Annotated in this window: 18 protein-coding genes; 14 read left to right on the top strand and 4 right to left on the bottom strand. The window is 72.8% G+C overall.

The window, feature by feature from the left end; genetic code table 11:
- Window positions 1-150 precede the first annotated feature (150 nt).
- From VQH23_RS17775 to VQH23_RS17740, 8 genes are all read left to right on the top strand, one after another.
- Entirely contained in the window at window positions 151-1137 is a 987-nt protein-coding gene (locus VQH23_RS17775; RefSeq protein ID WP_338662065.1) for a tripartite tricarboxylate transporter substrate-binding protein, read from the top strand.
- A gap of 330 nt (window positions 1138-1467) precedes the next feature.
- Window positions 1468-2037: an elongation factor P gene (efp, locus tag VQH23_RS17770; protein WP_338662064.1), complete on the top strand. Its 570-nt coding sequence runs from the start codon at window positions 1468-1470 to the stop codon at window positions 2035-2037.
- A 10-nt stretch (window positions 2038-2047) separates the two neighbouring features.
- Entirely contained in the window at window positions 2048-2923 is an 876-nt protein-coding gene (locus VQH23_RS17765) for an inositol monophosphatase family protein (protein ID WP_338662063.1), read from the top strand.
- A gap of 88 nt (window positions 2924-3011) precedes the next feature.
- Window positions 3012-3653, top strand: a complete 642-nt coding sequence (locus VQH23_RS17760) for a hypothetical protein (protein WP_338662062.1) — start codon at window positions 3012-3014, stop codon at window positions 3651-3653.
- Between the two features lie 5 nt (window positions 3654-3658).
- The gene (locus VQH23_RS17755) at window positions 3659-4813 is read left to right on the top strand and encodes a flagellar motor protein MotA (RefSeq protein WP_338662061.1); all 1155 of its coding nucleotides are present in this window, start codon (window positions 3659-3661) and stop codon (window positions 4811-4813) included.
- A gap of 13 nt (window positions 4814-4826) precedes the next feature.
- A complete protein-coding gene (locus tag VQH23_RS17750) occupies window positions 4827-5078 on the top strand; it encodes a hypothetical protein (protein ID WP_338662060.1) in 252 nt (83 codons plus the stop codon).
- A 16-nt stretch (window positions 5079-5094) separates the two neighbouring features.
- A complete protein-coding gene (locus VQH23_RS17745) occupies window positions 5095-6855 on the top strand; it encodes a peptidoglycan -binding protein (RefSeq protein WP_338662059.1) in 1761 nt (586 codons plus the stop codon).
- A gap of 103 nt (window positions 6856-6958) precedes the next feature.
- On the top strand, window positions 6959-7219 hold the full coding sequence (locus VQH23_RS17740; RefSeq protein WP_338662058.1) for a hypothetical protein: 261 nt from the start codon (window positions 6959-6961) through the stop codon (window positions 7217-7219).
- Here the strand turns inward: VQH23_RS17740 and VQH23_RS17735 are convergent.
- Complete coding sequence (locus tag VQH23_RS17735) at window positions 7216-7548, bottom strand: DUF1491 family protein (protein ID WP_338662057.1); 333 nt, start codon at window positions 7546-7548, stop codon at window positions 7216-7218. The two genes, VQH23_RS17740 and VQH23_RS17735, sit on opposite strands and share 4 nt — an antisense overlap.
- Window positions 7549-7733: 185 nt before the next feature.
- On the opposite strand from VQH23_RS17735, the gene VQH23_RS17730 reads away from it, so the two are divergent.
- The 3 genes from VQH23_RS17730 to VQH23_RS17720 all read left to right on the top strand — a co-directional run bounded on the left by VQH23_RS17730 (window position 7734) and on the right by VQH23_RS17720 (window position 9359).
- Complete coding sequence (locus tag VQH23_RS17730; protein ID WP_338662056.1) at window positions 7734-7952, top strand: hypothetical protein; 219 nt, start codon at window positions 7734-7736, stop codon at window positions 7950-7952.
- A gap of 143 nt (window positions 7953-8095) precedes the next feature.
- Window positions 8096-8944 carry a hypothetical protein gene (locus VQH23_RS17725; RefSeq protein WP_338662055.1) on the top strand — a complete coding sequence of 283 codons (849 nt, stop codon included), beginning with the start codon at window positions 8096-8098 and terminating at the stop codon, window positions 8942-8944.
- 106 nt (window positions 8945-9050) lie between these two features.
- On the top strand, window positions 9051-9359 hold the full coding sequence (locus VQH23_RS17720; protein ID WP_338662054.1) for a hypothetical protein: 309 nt from the start codon (window positions 9051-9053) through the stop codon (window positions 9357-9359).
- 68 nt (window positions 9360-9427) lie between these two features.
- Here VQH23_RS17720 and VQH23_RS17715 read toward each other — a convergent pair whose 3' ends face one another.
- Window positions 9428-10414, bottom strand: coding sequence for a 2-dehydropantoate 2-reductase (locus VQH23_RS17715; protein ID WP_338662053.1), 987 nt, complete (start codon window positions 10412-10414; stop codon window positions 9428-9430).
- Complete coding sequence (locus tag VQH23_RS17710; protein WP_338662052.1) at window positions 10411-11604, bottom strand: M20 family metallopeptidase; 1194 nt, start codon at window positions 11602-11604, stop codon at window positions 10411-10413. Before VQH23_RS17710 ends, VQH23_RS17715 begins: the two co-directional genes overlap by 4 nt.
- Window positions 11605-11882: 278 nt before the next feature.
- Between VQH23_RS17710 and VQH23_RS17705 the strand changes: the two genes are divergently transcribed.
- From VQH23_RS17705 to VQH23_RS17695, 3 genes are all read left to right on the top strand, one after another.
- The gene (locus VQH23_RS17705) at window positions 11883-12503 is read left to right on the top strand and encodes a tripartite tricarboxylate transporter TctB family protein (protein WP_338662051.1); all 621 of its coding nucleotides are present in this window, start codon (window positions 11883-11885) and stop codon (window positions 12501-12503) included.
- Between the two features lie 31 nt (window positions 12504-12534).
- On the top strand, window positions 12535-14037 hold the full coding sequence (locus VQH23_RS17700) for a tripartite tricarboxylate transporter permease (RefSeq protein WP_338662050.1): 1503 nt from the start codon (window positions 12535-12537) through the stop codon (window positions 14035-14037).
- Between the two features lie 134 nt (window positions 14038-14171).
- On the top strand, window positions 14172-15740 hold the full coding sequence (locus tag VQH23_RS17695) for a Na+/H+ antiporter (RefSeq protein ID WP_338662049.1): 1569 nt from the start codon (window positions 14172-14174) through the stop codon (window positions 15738-15740).
- Window positions 15741-16021: 281 nt separating this feature from the next.
- On the opposite strand, the gene VQH23_RS17690 is transcribed toward VQH23_RS17695, so the two are convergent.
- Entirely contained in the window at window positions 16022-16783 is a 762-nt protein-coding gene (locus tag VQH23_RS17690) for an aldolase/citrate lyase family protein (RefSeq protein WP_338662048.1), read from the bottom strand.
- Between the last annotated feature and the right edge of the window lie 47 nt (window positions 16784-16830).

Below are 16830 nucleotides of genomic sequence, written 5' to 3'. Positions count from 1 at the left end.
CGGGTGGGGCCGCCAGGGGTTATCCGCCTGACGAAGCCGTGTTCGATTGTTTCGATGAAATCGGCGGCCCCTTCCCCCCGCCCCGCCCGCCGGTTCAACATCCCCCGGACAAGCGGCGCCCGCGAACGGGACGCCGCGGGGGAGACATCCATGACCAGCACCACCCGCCGCGCCCTCGCGGCGACCGGCCTCGCCGCGCTCGCCGGCCCCCGCATCGCCCGCGCTCAATCCGTCTTTCCCGCCCGCGCCGTCACCATGGTCATTCCCTTCGCCCCCGGCGGCCCCACCGACATCGTCGGCCGCCTCCTCGCCGAGACCATGGGCAGGGAACTCGGCCAGCCCGTGGTGGTGGAGAACAGCACCGGCGCCGGCGGCACGATCGGCGCCCAGCGCGTCGCCCAGGCCCGGCCGGATGGCCACACGGTGCTGCTGCACCACATCGGCATGGGGGTGATCCCCACCATGTACCGCCGCCTGGCCTACGATCCCGTCAACGGCTTCGAGCCGCTCGGCCTCGTCACCGAGGTGCCGATGACCCTGGTGGGCCGGCGGGAGCTCCCCGCGAACAGCCTCGCGGAGCTCATGGCCCTGATGAGGACGCAGGGCGACCGCTTCAACCTGGCCGATGCCGGAATCGGCTCCTCCTCCGCCCTCTGCGGCACCCTCCTCGCCAACGCCATCGGGGCGCGCCCCACCGTCATCCCCTTCCGCGGCACCGGCCCCGCGATGCAGGAGATCCTCGGCGGCCGCGTGGACCTTCTCTGCGACCAGACCACCCAGACCACGGAGTACATCCGCGGCGGCACGGTGAAGGTCTTCGCCACCCCCTCCCGCACCCGCATCGCCACGCTGCCGGAGATCCCCACCACGGCCGAGGGCGGGCTGCCGAACTTCGTCATCACCGTCTGGCACGGCCTTTACGCGCCAAAGGGCACCCCGGCCCCGGTCCGCGGCCGCCTCACCGCCTCCCTCCAGGCCGCCCTGAGGGACCCCCGCATCGTCCAGCGCTTCACCGAGATCGGCACCGCCCCGGTGTCCCAGGCGGACGCCACGCCGGAGGCGCACCAGCGCTTCTGGACGGCCGACATCGCCAGGTGGAAGCCCGTGATCGAGGCGACGAACGGCTACGCGGACTGATCCGGCCAGCCGTCATCCCCAGGGATGGCGGCCCGGCAGTACCGCTTGCCAACAGAGTTATCCACAAGCCGCCCCCAGGCAGTTCCGAAGCAAAACAGTACATTGCAGGTCGGTTCGGCGACCATCGCACAGCTTTTCCCACTAAGTGCACTCTCGAAACCGTGAGTAACGCCGCACGGCACCAGGGGCGGCGTTCCCCGATCCCCGTCAGGGCCGCGCACCCGCCGGAATGTTGCCAAGCTCAGGGCCCGCGTGTAGAGCCCGCCGCCTGATCCTTCCCCCTCGCGGCGCCCCTCCCGCGCCGCGCCAGACGACGAACAGGACGCCCCCATGGCGAAGATGCAGGCCAACCAGATGCGCGCCGGCATGGTCATCGAGTTCGAGGGCCAGCGCTACACGATCCTGAAGCAGAACATCATGATCCCCGGCAAGGGCGCCGCGGTGATCCAGGTGGACATGCGCAACATCAAGACCGGGGCGAAGAAGGACCAGCGCTGGCGCACCGCCGACACCGTCGAGCGGCTGATGACCGAGGACAAGGAGTTCACCTACTCCTACGCCGAGGGCGAGAACATCGTCCTGATGGATCCCGAGACCTTCGAGCAGACGACCGTGCCGAACTCCATCCTCGGCGACCGCCTGCCCTTTCTCGTCGAGAACATGACCGTCAACGTCCGCCTCATCGAGGGCGAGCCGGTGGCCATGGAGCTGCCCGACACGGTGGTGCTGGAGATCGTCGAGGCCGACCCGGTGGTGAAGGGGCAGACTGCCTCCTCCTCCTACAAGCCGGCCGTGCTGTCGAACGGCGTGAAGACGATGGTCCCGCCCTTCATCACCGCCGGCGAGAAGATCGTCGTCCGCACCGAGGACGCGTCCTACCTCGAGCGCGCCAAGGGCTGAACCAGGCACCATGTCCGGCGCACAGCCCTCCGCACGCCTCTCCCCCGCGCTGACCGTCGTGGTGAACGCCGCCCGCAAGGCCGGGCGGCGCCTGCTGCGCGACTTCGGCGAGGTGGAGAACCTCCAGGTCAGCAGCAAGGGCCCCGGCGACTTCGTTTCCCAGGCCGACCTGCGCGCCGAGGAGACGCTGCGCGAGGAGCTGCGCCGCGCCCGCCCGGGCTTCGCCTTCCTGATGGAGGAGAGCGGCGAGAGCGGCGAGGCCGACTGGGAGTGGCGCTGGGTCGTCGATCCGCTCGACGGCACCACCAACTTCCTGCACGGCATCCCGCAGTGGTGCATCTCCGTCGGCATCGAGAGGCGCGTCGCCGACAAGGCCTCGGAGATCATGGCGGGCGTGATCTACAACCCCGCCTCCGACGAGCTCTTCTGGGCGGAGAAGGGCCGCGGCGCCTTCCTCAACGACCGGCGCCTGCGCGTCTCCGGCCGGCGCGACATGAACGCCGCCCTCTTCGCCACCGGGATCCCCTTCGCGAAGGTGCCGCAACGCGCGGAGTTCTCCACCACCCTCGCCCGCCTCATGCCGCACGTCGCGGGCATCCGCCGCTTCGGCTCCGCCGCCCTCGACCTCGCCTGGACGGCGGCCGGCCGCTACGAGGGCTACTGGGAGCTCGGCCTGAAGCCCTGGGACTGCGCGGCCGGGATCATCATGGTGAAGGAGGCCGGCGGCTACGTGACCGGCCCCGGCGAGGAGGACCCCTACGCCACCGGCAACATCGTCGCCGGTAATCCCTTCCTGCACGGCAAGCTGCGGGAAGCGGTGGTCGAGGGCATGGCCTACGTGGCGGAGCGCCGCGGCGCGGCGGGCGAGGCGGCGGCCACCGCCTGAGGCTCCCGGCCCCGGACCGGGTTCCCAACCCGCATCGGACACCCGGCATCGCTTCAAGCCCGCCGCGTCCTGGGCTAGCTTCCCGCGCGTGATCGCCCCCGCCCTCCGCCGGGCCGCCCCTGCCGCGGCCCTGGCCCTCCTCCTCGCCGCCCAGCCGGCGCTGCCGCAGCCCGCTGCTTCGCCCGCCCCTTCACCGGCCGCGGAGGAGGAACCGGGCGACCCCGCCGATTCCGCCCCCGTCCCGGCCGACCTCTCCGCCGCCCCCCGCCCTTCCGAGCCGATGGAGGTGGCGAACCTCGTCCTCGCCCCGGAGCTCGCCCGGCGCCATGCCGGCGGATGGCGCCTCTCCGGCCGGACCGGCGCGGGCGAGCCCGACCACGGCGCCCGCCTCTCCCTCGAGACGATCGGCCGCTACCTCGCGAACCAGAGCACCGGCCGCGTCACGATTATCGCCCAGGTCAGCGGCCCGGCGGACGACCCGTCCCTCGCCCGCCGCGCCAGCCTCGCCCGCGCCATCACGATCAAGGCCTCCCTCGTCCGCGGCGGCCTCGCCGCCACGCGCATCGACCTCCGCCCGCTGGGCAGCACGCCCGAAGGGCTGGACGTGATCGACGTCCTCGCCCCGCCCGCCGCCCGCCCGAAGGAGGCGGCCGCCCCCGCGCCGGCCGCCACGCCGGCCACGGCGCCCGCCGCGACGCCCCGCCCCAACCCCGCCCCGAGAGGCGGCTGAACGCCATGACGAACCCCACCCGCTACCTGCTCCGCATGGTGCTGTTCCTCGTGGTGGTGGCGCTGGTGGCCGCCCTTCTCTTCGGGGAGCTGCGGCACGCCTTCGCCGTGAACCCCGTGCTGAACGCCCTCATCCTCGCCGTGCTCCTCCTCGGCGCGGGCTGGTGCATCCGCCAGGTCCTCCTCCTGAAGCACGAGGTGGATTGGCTGAACGCCTTCCGCGCGACGAAGCCCGGCGCTGCGGCATCCGCGGCCGCCGCCCGGCCGCCCCGCCTCCTCGCCCCCATGGCCTCCATGCTGGCCAGCCGCCGGTCTTCCGACCGGCTGATGCTCTCCACCGGCGCCATGCGCAGCGTCCTGGACGGCATCGCCTCCCGCCTGGACGAGCAGCGCGAGCTCTCCCGCTACATGACGGGGCTCCTGATCTTCCTCGGCCTGCTCGGCACCTTCTGGGGCCTGATCCTCACCATCGGCTCCGTCTCCGACGTGATCCAGAACATGTCCGTCGGCTCCGGCGACGTGACCACGCTGTTCAACCAGCTGAAGTCCGGCCTCGCCCAGCCGCTGCAGGGCATGGGGGTCGCCTTCTCCTCCTCCATGCTCGGCCTCGCCTGCGCCCTCGTGCTCGGCTTCCTCGACCTCACCGCAGGCCAGGCCCAGACCCGCTTCTACAACGAGCTGGAGGAGTGGCTGGCCGGCGTCACCCGCCTCTCCTCCGGCGTGCTGGGCGAGGGCGGCGCGGAGGGCGGCTCCGTCCCCGCCTATGTCCAGGCCCTGCTGGAGCAGACCGCCGAGAACCTGGAGGGCCTGCAGCGCATCCTCATCCGCGGCGAGGAGCGCAGCGCCGGTGCCGGCCGTGCCCTGGAGACCCTGGCCGAGCGCCTGACCGTCCTCACCGACCAGATGCGCGCCGGCCAGCTCCTGATGCAGCGCGTGGCGGAGGCCCAGTCCGGCCTCGCCCCCGTCCTCCAGCGCCTGGGCGAGACGGGGGAGCACGACGCCGCCTCCCGTAACCACCTCCGCAACGTGGAGCTCTACCTCGCCCGCCTGCTGGAGGAGAGCGCGCAGGGCCGCGCCCAGTCCACGCAGGAGATCCGCTCCGAGATCAAGGTCCTGGCCCGCACCATCGCGGCCATGGCCGAGACGCCGCAGGGTCAATGAGGGCATGGCCGCAATGACCCGCCACCTCGGCCCGAGAATCGCGCGGGTCGTCATCCTTACCCTCTGGTGGAGCGCGGTCGCCGCCTTCCTTGAGGCTAGCTTCGGTGGTCATGACTTCGCGCCGACCTTCCTAGCTAGGCTCCTGCTCCTCGGAACGGTCCTGCTCGTGACCGAGCCCTTCCGCCGCCCGCCCAGGATGGGCTTCACAGCGGCCGGCGGCCCGGAGGGATCCGGGTCGCGACCCAGCCTGCAGGCCCGCCCATGACCTCGCGGCCGCTTCGATGCCTTTAGGCGCTTCCCGCCGCAACCGGGGCGAGGGCCTCAACGCTTGGCCGGGCTACGTGGACGCCCTCGCCACGCTGCTCATCATCATCATCTTCGTCCTGCTCGTCTTCGTCCTCGCCCAGGGCTTCCTCTCCGTCGCCCTCTCCTCGCGCGACCGCGCGCTGGACCGGCTGAACCGTCAGGTGGCCGAGCTCGCCGAACTTCTCTCGCTCGAGCGCGGCGGGGCGGAGGAGCTGCGCGCCGCCCTCGGCCGCGCGCAGGAGGAGGCCCGCGCCACCGGGGCGGAGCGCGACGCCACCCGCCGCGACCTCGCCTCCCTGCAGGCGGAGGCCGCCCGCACCACCTCCGCCCGCGACGCGGCGCGGGAGGAGCGGGACCGCCTCGCCGCCCGCCTCGCGGACGCGGAGCTGGCCACCTCCGGCAACGGCCAGCGCATCGCCAGCCTGGAGGCCCGCCTCGCCGACGCCCTCTCCGGTGCCGAGGCCGCCGGCGCCGACACCGCCCGCACCGTCCGCGGCCTCACCGAGACCCGCCGGGCGCTCGCCACCGAGAACGCCGCCCGCCAGGGTGCGGAGCGGAGCCTCGCCGAGGCTCGCGCCTCCCTGGAGGCCGCGCGCCGCGAGCTGGCCGGGCTGCGCCAGGAGATCGCCCGCCTCGACACCCAGACCCTCGCCGACCGCGCCATCATTGAGACCCGGGCTTCCGACATCGCCCGCCTCAACGATCAGATCCGCGCCCTCACCGCCCTCCGGGACCAGGCGGAAGCCTCCGCCCGGGCCGCTCTGGCCCGCGCGGGCGATGAGGAACGCCGCCGCCGCGCGGCCGAGCTGGCCACCGCAGGGGCCGAGAACGCCGCCGCTGAGGCCGGCACCGCCCGGGACGACGCCAGGGCCGCGGCCGTGTCCGCCGCCGCCGCTCAGAGGGCGGCCGAGACCCGCGCCACCGAGGCGACGACTGCGCGCCAAGCCGCTGAGGCGGCGGCGGCCGAGGCCGCGCGCGGCCGCACTGCCGCCGAGACCCTGCTCGCCGAGGCCACCCGCAGCGCCCGCACGGAGGGCGAGGCCCGCCGCGCCGCCGAGGCCCAGAACCAGACACTCTCCGGGGAATATGCCCGCCTCGCCGAGAGCGCCCGCGCCCAGGCCGCCCTCCTCACCCAGCAGCTCGACGCGCTCCGCGCCGAGCTCCGCCGCGTGGCTGGCGCGCTCGACGCCCAGGAGGCACAGGACCGGGAGAAGGACGCCCAGATCGCCGCCCTCGGCCAGCGCCTGAATGCCGCCCTGGCCGCCCGGGTGGAGGAGCTGCAGCGCTACCGCTCCGACTTTTTCGGCCGCCTGCGCGACGTGCTGGGCGACCGCCCGGAGATCCGCATCGCCGGGGACCGCTTCGTCTTCCAGTCCGAGGTCCTCTTCCCCATCGGCAGCGCGGAGCTGTCCGACACCGGCCGGGAGGGGATCGCCAACGTCACCCGCCTGCTGCTGGACATCGCCGGCCGTATCCCCGAGGGCACGAACTGGGTGCTGCGGGTGGACGGCCACGCCGACAACTCCCCCGTCCGCCCCGGCGCCCGCTACGGCAGCAACTGGGAGCTCTCCTCCGCCCGCGCCATCGCCGTGGCCCAGCTGATGATCCAGAACGGCCTGCCCGCGAACCGCGTGGCCGCCACCGCCTTCGGCGAGTTCCAGCCCCTCGACCCCGCCGACACCCCCGGCGCCCGCGCCCGCAACCGCCGCATCGAGCTGCGCCTCACGGATCGCTGATCGGGCCGGGCCCCGCCGGCCTTGAATCCGCCATGCCCGGCTGCAACTGGAAAAGGGACCGGGAAGGAGACCCCGGGCACCTCAGGCCAGGAGAAACGGCCCCATGAATCCCGAGGACGCCGCCGCCATCGCCGCGAAGAACGAGGAGGAGCTGGAGCGCGCCCGCCGCGCCGCCGAGGAGGGCGGCAAGTCCAGCACCCTGGACAACATCGGCGAGACCGCCACCGCAATGGACACCTTGGACAGGGCGGCAGGGCTCGTCGGCGATGTCGGGGGCTTCCTGTGGGATGGCGCCTGCTCGGTCGGCCGGGGCATCGGCGCGGCCTGCGAGGCGGTGGAGAGCGTAATCCCGAAGCTGGACTAGAGGATCACCGCCTCGAAGGGCGGCAGCAGGTCCGGCGTCTCGAATTCCAGCACCCAGAGGTCCGGGTCCCGCTTCACCTGCCGGGCGACGTAGGCGTCCAGCGCCTCGTCATCGACCGGCGCCGCGCCCGTGCCCCGTACCCAGGCCGGGCGCCCCATCGCGTCCCGCGTCTGGGCCAGGGCCACCAGCCCCTCCCGACCGCGCAGCACCACCAGGATGCCGCCGCTGTCCGGATCGCCCTTCCGCAGCACCGCCCCGGGCCGCCCGGCGGCGTCCCCCATCCGCAGCGCCATCGAGGCCCAGAGCCCCGCCTTCACCCGTGCTTCCATGCCCTGCCTCTTCCCACCCCTCGGCGCCCCGGGGAAGGGGAAACGCAAGGGGGCTTGATGCCCGCCCGCCGCCGCGCCATTCACCCGCCATCCACGCGCGTCCTTCCCGCACGCGTCCTTCACGGGCCGGCAGTCTGCCGCCCCCTCTCCCGCGAGACCTCCGCATGGCCAACCCGCCGCCGCGCATGACCGACGCCCAACGCGCCTACGAGGCCCGCCGCGCCGCCAAGGCCGGCCTCTCGCTGGAGAAGTGGCTCGCCGCAAAGGAGAAGGACCGCGAGGAGGAGCGCCGCGCTGCCGCAGGGGCCGCCGCCGCCCGCGCCGCCGCCACGGAGCCGGGGAAGAAGCCCAACCTCTTCCGCCGCCTGCTGGACCGCGCCCAGCAGCCCCTGAAGGGCTCCTGACCCCGGATCTCACCGCGGCCCACGCCGACTGGTCCGCCCACCCCGGCAAGCGCTGGATCAGCGTCGCCCGCAAACGCGGCGGCGCCTGGACCGCCGAGGCCCCGGCACCGGTCGGCGACCCCGCCGCCCGCACCGCCGCCCTGATGGCGGAAGGCCCGCCCCTCGCCCTCGGGCTGGACCTTCCCCTGGGCCTGCCGCGCGCCTGGGCCGCCCTTTGGGCCGCCGCGCGGCCGGAATCCGGCTTCCCCGCTTTCCTCCGCGCGCCGCCCCCCGGCTTCCTGGAGGTGAGCGACACCCTGGAGACGGTCGGCCCCGCCCGGCCCTTCTACCCGCGGGTCGGCCTGCGCGGCATGACCCGCGCCGCCCACGCCGCCGCGCTCGGCTTCGCCGGCCCCGCCGACCTCTCCCGCCTCTGCGACCGCGCCACCGCGGAGCGCCCTGCCGGCGCCCCCCTGTTCTGGACCCTCGGCGCGAACCAGACCGGCAAGGCCGCCATCGCCGCCTGGCGGGACTGGCTCTCCCCCGCCCTGGCAGGCGGCGCCCCCTACCGCCTCTGGCCCTTCGAGGGCGGGCTGCACGCCCTGCTCGCCCCCGGCACCGCCACCCTCGCCGAGACCTACCCCGCCGAGGCCATGCGCCACCTCGCCGTCCGCCTGTCCGGCAGCAAGCGCGCCCAATCCGTCCGCCGCGCCGCCGCCCCGGCCCTTCGCGCCGCGATGGAGCGCCTTTGCGTCGCCCCCGATCCGGCGCTCGAGGTCACGATCGCCGACGGTTTCGGCGCGAACGCGGCGGGCGAGGACCGGTTCGACAGCCTTCTCGGCCTCCTTTGCGTGGTTGCCGTGCTGGACGGCGCCCGCCCGGACCTCGTCCCGAACGATCCCTGGGTGCGCCGCTGGGAGGGATGGGTCCTCGGCCAGACCGCCCTTCCCCCTCCCCTTCCCGCAGCCGGCGCCCCATATGGGCGTTACGACGAGGCGCAGGGGGTGGACTGAGATGGGCCGCCGCGGGGAACCACGAAGGCACCCCGCCCCCGCCACAATCCCGCGCCATTTCGCCGCCAGGATCGCAGCATCAAGAGAGCCCAGGAGGGCCGTTCCGATGACCAGGTTTCGCACTCTCGCCCTCGCCGGCGTCGCGGCCGCCGCGCTGACGGCCGCCTCCGCGGCCCCCGCCGAGGCCCAGGGCTGGCACCGCCATCGCGGCCATGGCGGCGCCGTCGCGGGCGCCATCGTCGGCGGCCTCGCCCTCGGCGCCATCGCGGGCGCCACCCTGGCCCCGCCGGGCTACTACGCGCCCCGCGCCTACTACGCCCCGCCGCCGCCGGTCTATTACGCGCCGCCGCCCGTCTACTACGCGCCGCCGCCGCCGCCGGCCTATTACGCGCCCCGCCCCTACTACGGCTGGTAAGCCGGGGCACGGAGCCCACAGAAAAGGCCGGACGGGTCCCCCCGTCCGGCCTTTCTCATGCCCGGCCGCTACCCCGCCGGCGCGTACTGCCCCGAGGCCTCGGCCGCCTTGCGCGCCAGCCCCACGAGCAGGTCCAGGGTCGGCGTCTCCACCCCGGCCATGCGCGCCAGCGCCAGCGGCTGCACCAGCATTGCCTCCATCTCCACCGCCTTCCCGGCCTCCATGTCCTGGAGGATCGAGGGCTTGTGGGCGACCCCCTCGGAGCCCTTCACCCGGGCGTCCACATCGAACTCCAGCGGAATGCCGAGCCGGCGCGCGATCGCCCGCGCTTCCTCCAGCGCCCGCACCGCGGCAGCCCGCAGCACCGGCTCGGCCAGCGTCGGCCCGATCCCCTGGCGGGAGAGCAGGCAGAGCGGCCCGAAGGAGATGTTGGAGACGAGCTTCAGCCACACCTCGCGCCGGATATCCGGCACCACCGGGCTTGCCAGCCCCCCGGCCGCGATCGCCGCCGAGAGCGCCTCCACCCGCCCACTCGCCGAGCCGTCGAGCTCGCCCAGGATCACCTTCCCGCCCGCGTTCTCCACGTGCACGGTCCCCGGCTCCGTCACGGTGCAGGCGGAGTAGACCACTCCGCCGATCGTGCGCCGCACGCCCACGGCGGCGCGCACCGCCCCGCCCGGGTCCAGCGCCGGCAGAGCCCGCCCGTCCAGCGCGCCCCCGTGGCGGTCGAAGTACCACCAGGGAATGCCGTTCATGACGAAGGCCACCGCCGTCTCCGGCCCCAGCAGCGGCGCGATCGCGGCGGCCGCACCGGGGAGCTGGTGCCCCTTCACCGTCACCACCACTGCGTCTTGCGGCCCGAGCGCCGCCGGGTCGTCGCTCGCCGCCGGGCGCACCGTGAAGGTCGCGTCCGGCGCCTGCACCGTCAGCCCCTTCTCCCGGATGGCCGAGAGGGCGGGGCCGCGCGCCACCACGCTCACCTCGGCCCCGCCGCGGGCCAGCCGCCCCGCCAGGTGCCCGCCGATGGCCCCCGCCCCGAAAATACAGACCTTCATGCCAGGATCTCCAGCGCCGCGCGCGAGAGGGCCTGCACGCCCACGGCGATGCAGCCCTCATCCGGCTGATACCCCGCATTGTGCAGCTTGTCCGCCCGCCCCGGCGCGCCGGAGCCGATCCGCAGGTGGGCGGAGGGCACAAGCCGCGCGAACTCCGCGAAATCCTCGCTCCCCATGCTCGGCACGCCCGCCCTCGGCGCCTCGCCCAACTGGGCCGTCACCGCCGCCAGCAGCCGGTCCAGCACGGAATCGTCGTTCACCAGAGGCGGCACCAGCCGGCGGTAGTCCAGCGCGCACTCCACCCGGAACCCCGCCTCCAGCCCGGCGCAGAGCCGCCGGATAGCCGCCCCGGCGATCTCCCGCGTCCCTTCGTCCAGCGTGCGGATCGTGCCCTTCAGGTGAACTCGCTCGGGGATGATGTTGTAGGTGGCGCCGCCCTGGAACATGCCGATCGTCACCACCGCCGGGCGCAGCGGGTCTACCTCCCGGCTCACCACCGTCTGCACCTGGGAGACGAAGTGGGCCGCCGCCACGATCGGATCCACCGCCGATTCCGGGTGCGCCGCGTGGCCGGACTTCCCGCGCACCACCAGGTCGAACCGGTCCGAGGCCGCGAGGCAGGCCCCGCGCGCGAACCCCGTCTCCCCCACCGGCATGTCCGGGTGGTTGTGGAAGCCCAGCGCCAGGTCGATCCCCTCCGCCGCCCCGTCCGCGATCATGGCGGCGGCGCCCCCCAGCACCTCCTCGGCCGGCTGGAACACCAGCGCCACCCGCCCGGCCAGCATCGGCGCCATGCCCCGCAGCACCTCCGCCACCCCCAGCAGGGTGGCGGTGTGGATGTCGTGCCCGCAGGCGTGCATCTTGCCGTCGGCGGTGCTGGCGAAGGGCAGCCCTGTCTCCTCGTGGATCGGCAGCGCGTCCATGTCCGCCCGGATGGCCAGCGTCGGCCCGGGCCGCCCGCCCTCGATCATCCCGACCACGCCGGTTCCGCCCAGCCCGGTCCGGTGCGGAATTCCCATCCGCGCCAGCTCGGCGGCGACGATTCCGGCCGTCCGCACCTCCTCGAAGGCGAGCTCGGGGTGTGCATGAATGTCACGCCGGATGGCGGAAAGCGCGGGCAGCAGCGCCGCCGCCTGCTCGGCGATCCGCCGCCCCGGCTCATTGATTCCCGTGACCTGCGCGTTTGTCATGACATGGAATCTCGCAACGATGTTGCGCCGCATCGTAGGTGAAGAAGCATCCATGACAAGGAGGGGATCAAACCGGTGCTTGTAGCTTGGCGCGCGGGCAAATAGGTTGCGCCACCTCTCTCTATCGGGGGGAGCGTCAGGATTCTGGGAAGAAGGCACGGAAGATGCCGGCCGCGGAGCCCTCATGGGCCTCCGCGGGCGGCAGCGTGCCCACCCCTCAGCCCTCGGCGCCCCTCCCGTCGGACGGTATCTTTGAGGGACTTAGGGGTGGAGAGTTCATGAAGATCAGCGCGAAGGACCTATGGGCGGGGGGACTCCTGATGTTCCTCGCCGTGATGGGCCTGTACATCAACGGCGGGTTCCTCGGGCTGGGGCTGGAACAGCACACCCTCGGATCCGCGCGCCGCATGGGCCCCGGCTACATGCCGATGCTCGTCTTCTGGCTGCAGTTCGGCCTCGGCGCCATCGTGTTCCTCATCGGCCTCACCGGCGGCCCTGACCCGCTGGAGCGCTGGACGAAGCTCGATTTCACTACCCTCGCCGCCAGCGTCATCGTCGGCGTGGTGATCTGGCGGGTAATGGAGGCCGCGGGCTACAACAACAACTACATCCAGGTGGGCGCGGCCTGCCTCGTCGCGATGCTCGTGCTCGCGATCTCGCCGGCCTGGCGGGCGCTCGGCCTCACCCTCGCCTCCTTCGCCGTGTTCGGCCTGTCGCTGGAGCCGCTGGGGCTGATCCTCTCGATCGTCCTGCTCTGCATCATCGCCGCCCTGGCCGACCGCGAGCACAACCCGATCAGCATCGCGGGGATGACCCTCTTCCTCTGCGTCCTCTGCTGGTTCGTCTTCATCAAGGAACTCGACATCCGGGTTCCGCTGTGGCCGACCATCTTCGGTTAAGCGCCAAGAAAGGAAGGGCCAGAACAAACCCATGGAACTGCTTCTCGGAAACCTGGCGCACGGCTTCGGCGTCGCCCTGTCGCTGGACAACCTGCTCTTCGCGCTGCTCGGCGCGCTGATCGGGACCGCGATCGGCGTGCTGCCGGGCATCGGCCCGGTCGCCACGATCTCGCTGCTGCTGCCGATCACCTTCGGCCAGCCCGCCACCACCGCCATCATCATGCTCGCCGGCATCTACTACGGCGCGCAGTACGGCGGCTCCACCACCGCCATCCTGCTGAACCTGCCGGGCGAGGTCTCGTCGGTCGTCACGACCCTCGAGGGCTACAAGATGGCGCGCAACGGGCGCGCCGGCGCGGCGCTCACCATCGCCGCCGTCGGCTCCTTCTTCGCGGGCACCGTGGCCACCCTCGTCGTCGCGGCCTCCGGCCCGCTGCTCACCTCCGTGGCGCTCTCCTTCGGCCCGGCGGACTACTTCTCGCTCATGCTGCTCGGCCTCATCATCTCCGCGGTGCTGGCCCAGGGCTCGGTCCTGAAGTCCATCGCCATGGTGGTGCTCGGCGTCGCGCTGGGCCTCGTCGGCACCGACGTCCAGACCGGCCAGCAGCGCTTCACCTTCGGCGTGCCGGAGCTGTCCGACGGCCTTGGCTTCGTCTCCATCGCCATGGGCATCTTCGGCATCGGCGAGATCATCCTGAACCTCGAGCGCCCGGAGGCCCGCTCGGTCATGTCCGGGAAGGTGGGCAGCCTCATGCTCACCGGCGCCGAGTTCAAGCGCTCCATTCCCTCCGTGCTGCGCGGCACGGTGGTCGGCTCGATGCTGGGCATCCTGCCCGGCGGCGGCGCCTCGCTCGCGGCCTTCGGCTCCTACATGATGGAGCGGAAGATCTCGCGCTACCGCCACGAGTTCGGCAACGGCGCGATCGAGGGCGTGGCCGGTCCGGAATCCGCGAACAACGCGGCCGCCCAGACCTCCTTCATCCCGCTGCTCACCCTCGGCATCCCCGCCAACGCCGTGATGGCGCTGATGGTCGGCGCGCTCATCATCCAGGGCATCCAGCCCGGCCCCCGCATGGTGGAGGCCCAGCCGGACCTGTTCTGGGGCCTGATCTGCTCCATGTGGGTCGGCAACCTCATGCTGCTCGTCATCAACCTGCCGCTCATCGGCATGTGGGTGAAGCTGCTGCAGGTGCCCTACAAGTTCCTCTACCCGTCGATCCTCGTGTTCTGCGCCATCGGCGTCTACTCGCTGAACAACTCGGTCTTCGACGTCTACCAGACCCTGTTCTTCGGCATCCTCGGCTACATCTTCTCCAAGCTCCGGATGGAGGCCGCCCCTCTCCTCATCGGCTTCGTGCTCGGCCCGATGATGGAGGAGCACCTGCGCCGCGCCATGCTGCTCTCCCGCGGCGATCCGATCGTCTTCGTGGAGCGCCCGATCAGCGCGACGCTTCTGGCCATCGCGGCCATCGTCCTCGCCGCCATGCTCCTGCCCGGCCTGCGCGCCGGCAAGAACAAGGCCCTGGCCGAGTAGTCCCCGCGCGGCCCAGTGCCGCGGAACGAGAAGGGCCGCCCCGGGGGACCGGGGCGGCCTTTTTCATGCCCCGCACGCCCCGGCGCGGCAGCAACGTCCTATCCTCCGCCACCGCACGGCCCCAGACTTCCCCCATGAATCTCCTCGAGGTCATCCTGGCCCTGCTGGCGGCCTGCGTCGCCCTGGCCGTCCTCGCCCGGCGGACGCGCCTGCCCTACGCCGTGGTGCTCATCATCGGCGGCATGGCCCTGGCCTTCATCCCCGGCATGCCGCGGGTCGAGCTGGACCCGACCCTGGCGCTCGCCGCCTTCCTCCCCCCGCTCCTCCAGGCCAGCGCCTGGCGGACCGACTGGGAGGAGTTCCGCGCCTCCATCCGGCCCATCCTGCTCCTCGCCGTCGGCGCCGTGCTCTTCACCGCCGCCTGCGTGGCCCTGGTCGCCAAGCTCCTCCTGCCGGACCTGCCCTGGGCGGCCGCCATCGCCTTCGGCGCCGTCGTCGCCCCGCCGGACGCCGTCGCCGCCGCCGCCATCCTCAAGCGCCTGCCGCTCCCCCGCCGCATCGTCACGGTGCTGGAGGGCGAGAGCCTCGTGAACGACGCCTCCGCCCTCGTCCTCTTCCGCCTCGCCGTCGGCGCGCTCGCCACCGCCAGCGTCAGCCCCGCGGTCGCCGCCCTCACCTTCCTTGGGGTCGCCCTCGGCGGCCTCGCGGTGGGCTGGGCGGTGGCCTGGGCCGCCTCGCGCCTCCTGCCCCTGCTGGAGGACACGGCGCTGGAGGTCGCCGTCACCTTCCTCATCGCCTACGCGGCTTTCCTGGCGGCGGAGGCCGTGCACGTCTCCGGCGTGATCGCCGTCGTCACCACCGGCATCATCGTCTCCGGCCGCCAGCGCGCCCTCCTCGCTCCTCAGACCCGGGTGGAGGCGATCGCGACCTGGAACTTCGTGGAATTCACGCTCACCAGCCTCGTCTTCATCCTCGTCGGGCTGCAGCTCAACGGCATCCTGGAACGGCTGGAGAAGGAACCGGCCGGCACCGTGGTTCTCGCCGCGCTCGCGGTCTCCCTTACCCTCGTCGTCTCGCGCCTGGCCTGGGTGATGCCCTTCGCCTACCTGCCGCGCCTCTTCCCCTCCCTCTCGCACGACCACGCCCTGCCCCGGCCGCGCCACGCCGCAATCATCGGCTGGGCCGGCATGCGCGGCGTCGTCTCGCTGGCCACCGCCCTCGCCCTGCCGCTCGAGGTGCCGCATCGCGACCTCCTTATCTTCCTCGCCTTCATCGCCATCCTCGTCACCCTCGTCGTCCAGGGCACCACCCTCGAATGGCTCATCCTCCGCCTCGGCGTGGTGGAGCCCCGCCGGAACGGGATGAGCGCGGGCGAAGCCGCCGCCCGCCGCCTCATGGCCCACGCCGCCCTGGCAGAGGTCCAGGGACGCCTCGACAGCCCGCTGGACGGCGCCATCGCGCGCGACATCGTGGGCGAGTTCCGGGACCTCGACCGCGTCTTCGGCGGCGTGGCCGCCGGCGGCCCGCAGGCCGAACTCCAGGCCCGCCTGCAGATCCGCCTCGCTGCCCTGCGTGCCGGGCGCCAGGCCCTGCTGGACCACCACGGCACGAAACCCGTCCCGGAAGAACTCCTGGTCGGCCTCGTCTCCGAAACCGACCACGAGGAGCTGCGCCTCACGCAGCAGCTCAATCAGCTGGGCTGAGGTGGGCGCGGCCGGCCCCAAGGGGCTCCGCCCCCTGGACCCCCGCCAAGGGCCTGAGGCCCTTGGATCCCCATCTGGCTGCCGCCGCACCGTTCTGACACGGGGTTTCGGCGGGAAAGGACCCGGTCCTGCCCTGGCAGTCGCCTCGGGTCATCGACCCGAGGCGTACCATCAGCCGAGTGATTCCAAAGCCTAAAAGAAGATGATGGTGAGGGGTCCGGAGAGAGGAAGAATTCCTTCTTCCTCTCCCCGGGACAGGCCGGATGCGAAGGACCGGACGCCTACCCTTTGAACGCCTCCATCTGCGCCCGCGCCCCGGACACCATCGCGTTGATGTCGCTCCCCATGGTCGCGTAGTTGAAGCCCATCCCGTGCATGCGCTTCACGTAGGCGCCGGTGATCGCGTGCAGCCCGATGAACTTGCCCCTGTCGTGGCAGGCGCGGATCAGCATCTCGTAGAGATCGAGCATTTCCTTGTCCTCCCGCTCCATCACCGGCGGCAGGTAGCCGTGAGAGATCGCGAGGTCGGTCGGGCCGATGTAGATCCCGTCCACACCCGGCACGTCGAGGATCGCGTCCAGGTTCGCCACCGCTTCCCGCGTCTCGATCATCGGCAGGCAGAGGGTGTCGTCGTTCGCGTCGTAGAAGTACCGCCCGACCTCGCCGTAGATCCCGGCCCGCACCGGCCCGTTGGACCGCGTGCCGGCCGGCGGGTAGCGGCAGGAAGAGACGAAGGCCTCGGCCTGCTCCCGCGTGTTCACCATGGGGCAGATCAGCCCCTGCGCGCCCGCGTCCAGCAGCTTGCCGGCGATCCCCGGCTCGTTCCAGGGCAGCCGGGCCAGGGGCACCGGCCCGTGCCGCTGCATGCCCTGGAAGCACTCCACCGCCGACATGTAGTCCTGCACCCCGTGCTGCAGGTCCACCGTCAGGCTGTCGAAGCCCATCCCGGACATCACCTCGGCCGAGAAGGCCGAGGGAATGGCAAGCCACCCGTTCACCGTCCGGCGCCCGGCCTTCCAGGCCTCCTTCAGCGCATTTGCCACGCGCTTCCCCCCTTCTGATCGCGCGCCAGGTTCGGCGCTTCCGGCGG

The sequence above is a fragment of the Pararoseomonas sp. SCSIO 73927 genome (genome assembly GCF_037040815.1).
Taxonomy (GTDB): Bacteria; Pseudomonadota; Alphaproteobacteria; order Acetobacterales; family Acetobacteraceae; genus Roseomonas.
Note: the sequence above shows the minus strand (reverse complement) of the source record. Positions and strands in the feature narration are given on the sequence as shown.